The following is a 7379-nucleotide window of genomic DNA, read 5'->3' as shown; positions in this document are numbered from 1 at the left end:
CCCGGTGTCGGGCTGGGACCCGGTGTCGGGCTGGGACCCGGTGTCGGGCTGGGACCCGGTGTCGGGCTGGGACCCGGTGTCGGGCTGGGACCCGGTGTCGGGCTGGGACTCGGTGCCGAGCTCGGATTCGGTGTTGGGCTGGGACTCGGTGTCGGGCTCGGATTCGGTGCCGGATTCGGGCGCGGTGCTGGATTCCACGCTCGACCTGGACAGCGGGCCGGCCACGAACTCCGAGCCGGATTCGACCTCTGGACTGGATTCGGATCCGGCACTTGGTTCGGCCGCGGCGACTGGCTCGCGGTCGGTACCCGACTCGGGCGCAGTGCGCGGCGCCGAAACACCGTCCGATTCGGGTTCGGTGCGCAGCGCCGGACCGGTGCCCGAGTCGGGTGCAGCGTGCGGCGCCGAAGCGGCGTCCGGATCGCTGTCCGTACTGGGCTCGGGTTGGTGGCCGGATTCCGGCGCTGACACGGGTTCCGGCTGGTCGGCGGGGCTGCCGTCGGCTTTCGTCCCGTCCGCCTCGGGCCCGGTCTCGGCGCTGTCCTGCTCGGCCGGTTCGCGGTCCGCCGTGCTCACCTGGATCTCGGGCTCGGCCGGATCGGCCTCGGCAGCGGCGACGTCAACACCGGAACCGGCGGCCCCTGCGTCGTCGTGGGAACCGCTCGCCCGCCCGGCGGTACCAGAACCGTGCGTGCCAGAACCGCCCGTGCCAGCGCCGTGCGTGGCCGTGCCGTTCGTGGTAGCGCTGACCGGGGGTTCGGCCGGGTCGGGGCCCCCGGTATCGACGCCACGGCTGCCGTCCTCGGGCGCGGCGTCACCGGTGCCGGCCCCGGAATCGGCGGCACCGCGGTGATATCCAGGGTCGGTGCCATCGGCGTGGTCGTCGGCATCTCTGGCGGCAGCGTCGCGGCCGGGATCGCCGGCACCGCCGTGGCCACCGGGATCCGGGGCGCCGGCGTCGGTGGTGGCGGTGCCGTCCGCGGGTTCGGCGGGATCGGTGTGGGGGTTCGGGTCGGAGTTGCCTGACGCGGGGTGATCTTTCGTGTTCTGTTCGACCGGGGCGTTTATATCCGACGCGGGCGAAGCGTCCGAAGAATGGTCGTTAGGGTGTGTGCAATCTCCCGTCACAAGCCCCTCCCGCTGCCTCCCCGGCGCACCTGCGCGAGACTACTGGACGAGTACCGCGTGACAGCCGGCGCCGGGGCCGGCGTCGTGGATCGCCGATTCGGGCAGGCGCACCGCCGCACCGACCGGCCTGGCAGAAAAGTCATTGTCGCCGGTGGCCCACGCTGCCGGGAGCGAACTGGAGGACCGGGGCGTGGAGTTCGACGTCACCATCGAGATCCCCAAGGGTCAGCGCAACAAGTACGAGGTGGATCACGCCACCGGCCGCATCCGGCTGGACCGCACCCTGTTCACCGCGACCCAGTACCCGGCCGACTACGGGTTCGTCGAGCTGACCCTGGGCCAGGACGGTGACCCGCTGGACGCGCTGGTGCTGCTGCGGGAGCCGACGTTCCCGGGTTGCCTGATCCGGTGCCGGGCGATCGGCATGTTCCGGATGACCGACGAGAGCGGCCCGGACGACAAGCTGCTCTGCGTGCCGGCCGGCGACCCGCGCCAGGACCACCTGCGCGACGTGCATCACATGCCGGAGTTCGAGAAGCTGGAGATCCAGCACTTCTTCGAGGTCTACAAGGACCTGGAGCCGGGCAAGAGCGTCGAGGGCGCCGACTGGGTCGGCCGGGTCGAGGCGGAGGCCGAGATCGAGCGCTCCTTCACCCGGTACAAGGAGGCGGTGGCGGCCGGCGAGTACCACGACCCGGGCGTGCACCCGTTCCCCGGCGTCTGAGCCGCACACCCAGCGTCGAAGCCCCGTCGGCACCCCGGCGGGGCTTCGCCGTCTCCACCGGCCGGCACCTCGGCGCCAGCTGCGCCGGTCAGCGTCGCCGCGCCGGCCGCGCCGGCCGCGCCGGTCAGCGTCGCGGCGCCGCCTCCGCCGGGCGCGGTGCCGTCTCCCTGGCCAGGGTCGCGGCGCGGGTGCGGACGATGCCCGCGAGGGCGCCCAGAATGAGCAGCGCGCCGGCGCCCTCGACCAGCCGCAGCGCGCCGGGCAGCCCGTGCCCGATGCCCGCGGCGAGGATCCCGCACCCGGCCAGTACGACGAGCGCCACCGGGGCCGTCCGCCGCACCGCGCCGAGTACCAGCAGGGCGAGCAGCCCGACGTAGAAGACGACCGGGGCGAGCGTGTAGCAGACCAGCTGCACGCCGGGCACCGCGAACATCGCGTCGTACCGGTTGTTCATCGCGGCTTCGGTCGGAACGAACCCGGCGATCAGGTCGAGCACCATCTGCGCGCCGGTGAGTACCGCGCCGGCCAGGGCGACCGTGGTGGCGGCGACCAGCGCGCCGGAACCGCGGCCGGTGAACCGTCCGGGCCCGACGAGGCGGGCCAGGCCGACGCAGCCGATCGCGAACATGGCGAACGCGACGATCCACAGCGAGTGCGCGGTGGTCCAGGCGGCGCCGGGGCCGTGCGTGGTGCGTACCCGCATGACGACCCAGCCGAAGAACCAGGCGGCCGGTGCGGCGACGAGGACGGTGAGCGCGAACTGGCGCGGCGCGCCGGTGCCGGGCGGCGGTGTGGTACCGGACGTGCCGGCTGAGGGCGTTCCGGCGGTGGGGATCCGGGGGGTGGCGGTCATGGCAGGAAGCGTAGGAACGTCGGGGTCGTCACCGATATCGGTGACGACCCCGAAATGCGCCGGTGCCGGAATCCGGTGATCCCCTGAGCGGTCGCTGGGGACCTGCGGCCCCTACTCGGCTGTGTCCTCCTTGAGGTTGCGCACCGCGAGGTCGCCGTCGGCGTACTGGCGGCGGATCACCTTCTTGTCGAACTTGCCGACCGTCGTCTTCGGTACCTCGGCGAGGAACGTCCAGCGTTCGGGCAGCTGCCAGCGCGGGATGCGGTCGGCGAGGAAGTCGCGCAGCTCCTCGGGGGTGGCGGTGGTGCCGTCCCGCAGGACGACCGAGGCGAGCGGGCGTTCCTCCCACCTGGCGTCGGGGACACCGACGACCGCGGCCTCCAGTACCGCCGGGTGCGCCATCAGGTGGTTCTCCAGCTCGACCGAGCTGATCCACTCGCCGCCGGACTTGATCACGTCCTTGGCCCGGTCGGTCAGGGTCAGGAACCCGTCGGCGGTCAGCGTGCCGACGTCGCCGGTGCGCAGCCAGCCGTCGTCGAAGCGGTCGGGGTCGGGCTCGTCGGAGTCGAGGTAGCGGCCGGTGATCCACGGCCCGGCGACCTCCAGCTCGCCGACCGTCTCGCCGTCGCGGGGCGCGACGCTGCCGTCCGGCGCGACGATCCGGGCCTGCACGGAGGCGGGGATCTGGCCCTGGCTCAGCCGGTACCGCCAGAACTCGTCGCCGGTGGCACCGGCCGGCGGCCGGGCGATGGAGCCGAGCGGTGAGGTCTCGGTCATGCCCCAGGCGTGCACGATCCGGATGCCGTGCTCGTCGAACCCGCGCATCAGCGACTCCGGGCAGGCGGAGCCGCCGACGACGACCTCCTTGAGCGTGGACGTGTCGGTGGGGTGCGCGTTCAGGTACGCGAGCAGGCCGGTCCAGATCGACGGCACCGCGGCGCCGTGCGTGGGTTTGGCGGCGGCGATCATCGCGGCGAGCGGTTCCGGGGTGAGGAACCGGTCGGGCATCAGCAGGCCGGCGCCGGTCATGAACGCCGCGTGCGGCATGCCCCAGGCCATCACGTGGAACATCGGCACCACGACCAGCGACCGGGTGGCGGGCGCGAAGCCGAACGACTGCGCCGAGGCGATCTGCATGGAGTGCAGCCAGATCGAGCGGTGCGAGTAGGCGACGCCCTTGGGCAGCCCGACCGTACCGGAGCTGTAGCAGATGGCCGCCGCGTCGGTCTCGTCCCCGTCGTACTGCCAGCCGAACGTGTCCGGCTGCGAGCCGACGAGCTCGTCGAACCGGTGTACCGGTTTGCCGGCGGCGGCCAGCGGTTCGGGGTCGCCGTCCCCGACCACCACCACGTGCTCCACTGTGGACAGTTTCGGCAGGATCGGTGCCAGTGCCGGGATCAGCGTGCTGTCGACCAGGACGACCTTGTCGGCGACCTGGTTCGCCGAGTACGCCAGATGGTCGGCGGGGAGCCGGATGTTGAGCGGGTGCAGCACCGCGCCCATCGCCGGCACCGCCAGGTAGGCGGCCAGGTGCACGTCGTTGTTCCAGCAGAACGTGGCGACCCGGTCGTCGCCGCGCACACCGAGCTCGCGCAGCCCGTGCGCGAGTCGCGCGGCCAGCCGGCCGATCTCGGCGTTGGTGGTGGTCCGCGCCGCCGTACCGGTCCAGGTCAGGATCTCGGTGTCGGCATGCACCGTGCTGCCGTAGTCAAGGACGTGGCTCAGCCGAAGCGGCCACTCCTGCATCGTGCTCCGCATGATCACACGCTAGTGGCCGCCGTCACAATTCGGTACCCGTCGATGCGTCCCGTTCGCCGGCGAACGGTCGGTGCGGAAATTGCGTCGCGCGATCCCGGCCGGTACGGACAGGATTCCGGCGTGGCCGTGATCCCGTGGCGTCGCTGGGCGCTGGATGTGACCCCGCTGCGTACCTCCCGGGACTTCCGGCTCACGTACCTGGCAGCGGGCGTGTCCTTCCTGGGCTCGATGGTCACCTACATCGCCATCCCGTACCAGGTGGCGACGCTCACCGACTCGCCGCTGCTGGTCGGGCTGCTCGGCATCGTCGAGTTCGCGCCGCTGCTGGTCACCGCGCTGCTGGGCGGCGCCCTCGCCGACTACCTGGACCGGCGCAAGCTGGTACTCGGCGCCGAGGTCGGTTTCACCCTGCTCACCGCGATCCTGGTCGGCAACGCGCTGCTGCCCTCGCCACAGCTGTGGCTGCTCTACGCGATCGCCGCGATCAGCGCCACCCTCGACGGCCTGCAACGGCCGGCGCTGGACTCGATGATGCCGCGGCTGGTGCGCCCGGACGAGCTGCCCGCCGCCAGCGCGCTGAACTCGATGCGCAGCACCGTCGGTTCGCTGATCGGCCCGCTGCTGGGCGGCGCGCTGATCGCCTGGGTCGGCCTGCCCGCCGCGTACGGGCTGGACCTGCTCACGTTCGCGGTGTCGCTGGGCTGCCTGCTCGCGGTGCGCGCGGTACCGCCGCCACCGGACGCCGACCGCCCCAGCGTGCGCGGCGTCATCACCGGCCTGCGGTACGCGGCGAGCCGCAAGGAACTGCTCGGCACCTACCTGGTGGACATCAACGCGATGTTCTTCGGCATGCCGCTCGCGCTGTACCCGTTCGTCGCCGACCGGCTGGGCGGGCCGACCGTGCTCGGCATGCTGTACACGGCCGAGTCGGTCGGCGGGCTGGTCGCCTCGGTCAGCTCCGGCTGGACCGGCCGGGTGCACCGGCACGGCATGATGATCATCGTCGCGGCGGCGGCCTGGGGGCTCGCGATCGCCGGGTTCGGCCTGGCGCCGACGCTGTGGCTGGCGCTGCTGTGCCTCGCGGTGGCAGGCGCCGCGGACCAGATCAGCGGCATGTTCCGCGGGATCGTCTGGAACCAGACGATCCCGGACCACCTGCGCGGCCGGCTCGCCGGCGTCGAGATGCTCAGCTACACCAGCGGGCCGTCGCTGGGCAACCTGCGCGGCGGCGTGGTCGCCCGGTTCACCGGCGTCACCGGGTCCATCGTCTCCGGCGGCGTGCTGTGCGTGCTGACCACCATCGCGCTGGCGGTCGCGCTGCCCGCGTTCCGCCGGTACGACGGGCGCGACGGCCTGGCCCACAAGCAGCAGGTCGACGCCGCCCGCGCTGCCCGCACCGCAGCCCCTGTGCCCGACTGAACCGGCCGGCCAGCGCCCGCCCGCGCCGACCGAGCCGGTTCGGACGCGGTGACGCGGTTCGGACGCTGTGACGCGGTTCGGACGCGGTGACGCGGTTCGGCGGGCGAGGCGCGCGAACGGCCGACCGGTGAGTGCGCCGCCCGCTCGCGCGCCGCGCCGGTCGCTCGGGTCAGTCGGCCGGGGCGACCGCCCGGGGCAGGCGGGCGGTCGGCCGGGGCAGGCGTCGGGCCGGTCGGCCGGGGCAGGCGTCGGGGCGGTCGCCCTGTCAGGCGGCGGGGCGGTGGCGCGGCGGGCGCAGCGGTACGACGGTGCCGTCCGGTTCCGGGAGCTGGCGGCGTCGGTCCTCCGGTTCCGGTGTCCGGTGTGCCACGTCCGGTTCGGCGGGTCGCCGCTGGCCCGGCCGGGGTGGGTGCCAGTCGTGGCCGTCCCGGCTGTCGTGCGGCAGCCCGAGCAGCTGGGCCACCGCGAGCAGCACCGCGAACGCCGCGATGAACACCAGCGCGGTCATCGGGCACCGCCGAGCGGTCGGGCCCACGTCTCGCCGACCAGGTCGTACCCGAAGCTGTGGTGCTTCTCGGCGTCGACCAGCTCGAACCCGGCCCGGGTGTAGATCCGCCGGGCGGAGGTGAGCACGTCGTTGGTCCACAGCACCATCCGGCGGTACCCGGCCTCGGTGGCGAACCGCACGCACTCGTCGACGAGCCGCCCGCCGACGCCGAGCCCCCGCGCGGACGGTTCGACCAGTAGCAGCCGCAGCTTCGCGGTGTCCGGCTCGTCGGCCCGGACGCAGAACACGCAGCCGACCGGTACGCCGTCGAGCTCGGCGATCCAGGCGGCCTCCCGCGCCGGGTCCCGGTGCTCGGCGTAGTCGGCGACGATTCGCAGCACCAGCGCCTCGTAGGAGGCGTCCCAGCCGTACTCGGCGGCGTACAGCGCGCCGTTGCGGGACACCACCCAGCCGAGGTCACCTGGTTCCGGCGCCCGCAGCCGTACCGTGGCGCCGCCGCCCGCCCGGCGTTCTCCGCCGTCCGCTCGGCGATCGCCCGCGCGGGGCTCGCCGTCGCCGAGCACGTCGCGGACCGTACCCATGGCGGCCAGCATGCGCCGCTGGGCCGGTTCCGGCAGTCGCTCGAGCAGCGCACCGATCTGCTCGGACGAGCGGCGACTGAGCTCCCCGTACGTCTCCCGGCCGGTACCGGTGAGCCGCACCACCTGGCGCCGCGCGTCGGCCGCGGAGCGTTCCCGCTCGACCAGCCCGGCCTGGCTCAGCTTGGTCACCAGCCGGGTCAGGTACCCGGCATCCAGGCCGAGCCGCTGCCGCACCTCGATCAGGTCGACCTGGTCGGCCTGCCCCAGCTCGAACAGCACCCGGGCCTCGGTCAGCGTGTACGGCAGGTGCAGGTGATCGGCCTCCAGCAGACCGAGCAGGGCGGTGTAGAACCGGTTGAACGCACGTACCTCGGCGACGCGCTGCTGCGACGAGTCGATCATGTCCGC

The 7379-nt window shown here is 73.3% G+C and carries 6 protein-coding genes and 1 pseudogene; 2 read left to right on the top strand and 5 right to left on the bottom strand.

The window, feature by feature from the left end; all coding sequences use genetic code 11:
- Positions 1–1128: pseudogene (locus tag NUM_RS24450) on the bottom strand (MSCRAMM family adhesin SdrC); the annotation flags it as partial.
- 190 nt (positions 1129–1318) lie between these two features.
- On the opposite strand from NUM_RS24450, the gene NUM_RS24445 reads away from it, so the two are divergent.
- On the top strand, positions 1319–1852 hold the full coding sequence (locus tag NUM_RS24445) for an inorganic diphosphatase (protein WP_030446983.1): 534 nt from the start codon (positions 1319–1321) through the stop codon (positions 1850–1852).
- Between the two features lie 124 nt (positions 1853–1976).
- Here the strand turns inward: NUM_RS24445 and NUM_RS24440 are convergent, their stop codons facing one another.
- Together NUM_RS24440 and NUM_RS24435 are read right to left on the bottom strand one after the other, a co-directional pair.
- On the bottom strand, positions 1977–2705 hold the full coding sequence (locus NUM_RS24440; protein WP_207127260.1) for a hypothetical protein: 729 nt from the start codon (positions 2703–2705) through the stop codon (positions 1977–1979).
- A 111-nt stretch (positions 2706–2816) separates the two neighbouring features.
- The gene (locus NUM_RS24435; protein WP_207127259.1) at positions 2817–4463 is read right to left on the bottom strand and encodes a long-chain fatty acid--CoA ligase; all 1647 of its coding nucleotides are present in this window, start codon (positions 4461–4463) and stop codon (positions 2817–2819) included.
- A gap of 120 nt (positions 4464–4583) precedes the next feature.
- On the opposite strand from NUM_RS24435, the gene NUM_RS24430 reads away from it, so the two are divergent.
- On the top strand, positions 4584–5882 hold the full coding sequence (locus NUM_RS24430; RefSeq protein ID WP_308440589.1) for an MFS transporter: 1299 nt from the start codon (positions 4584–4586) through the stop codon (positions 5880–5882).
- 265 nt (positions 5883–6147) lie between these two features.
- Here the strand turns inward: NUM_RS24430 and NUM_RS24425 are convergent, their stop codons facing one another.
- Complete coding sequence (locus NUM_RS24425; protein ID WP_207127257.1) at positions 6148–6390, bottom strand: hypothetical protein; 243 nt, start codon at positions 6388–6390, stop codon at positions 6148–6150.
- On the bottom strand, positions 6387–7373 hold the full coding sequence (locus tag NUM_RS24420) for a bifunctional helix-turn-helix transcriptional regulator/GNAT family N-acetyltransferase (RefSeq protein ID WP_207127256.1): 987 nt from the start codon (positions 7371–7373) through the stop codon (positions 6387–6389). The genes NUM_RS24425 and NUM_RS24420 overlap by 4 nt, the downstream gene beginning before the upstream one ends.
- Positions 7374–7379 lie beyond the last annotated feature (6 nt).

The organism is Actinocatenispora comari (assembly GCF_017312725.1).
GTDB lineage: Bacteria > Actinomycetota > Actinomycetes > Mycobacteriales > Micromonosporaceae > Actinocatenispora > Actinocatenispora comari.
This window is presented reverse-complemented; position numbering and strand designations above follow the sequence as displayed.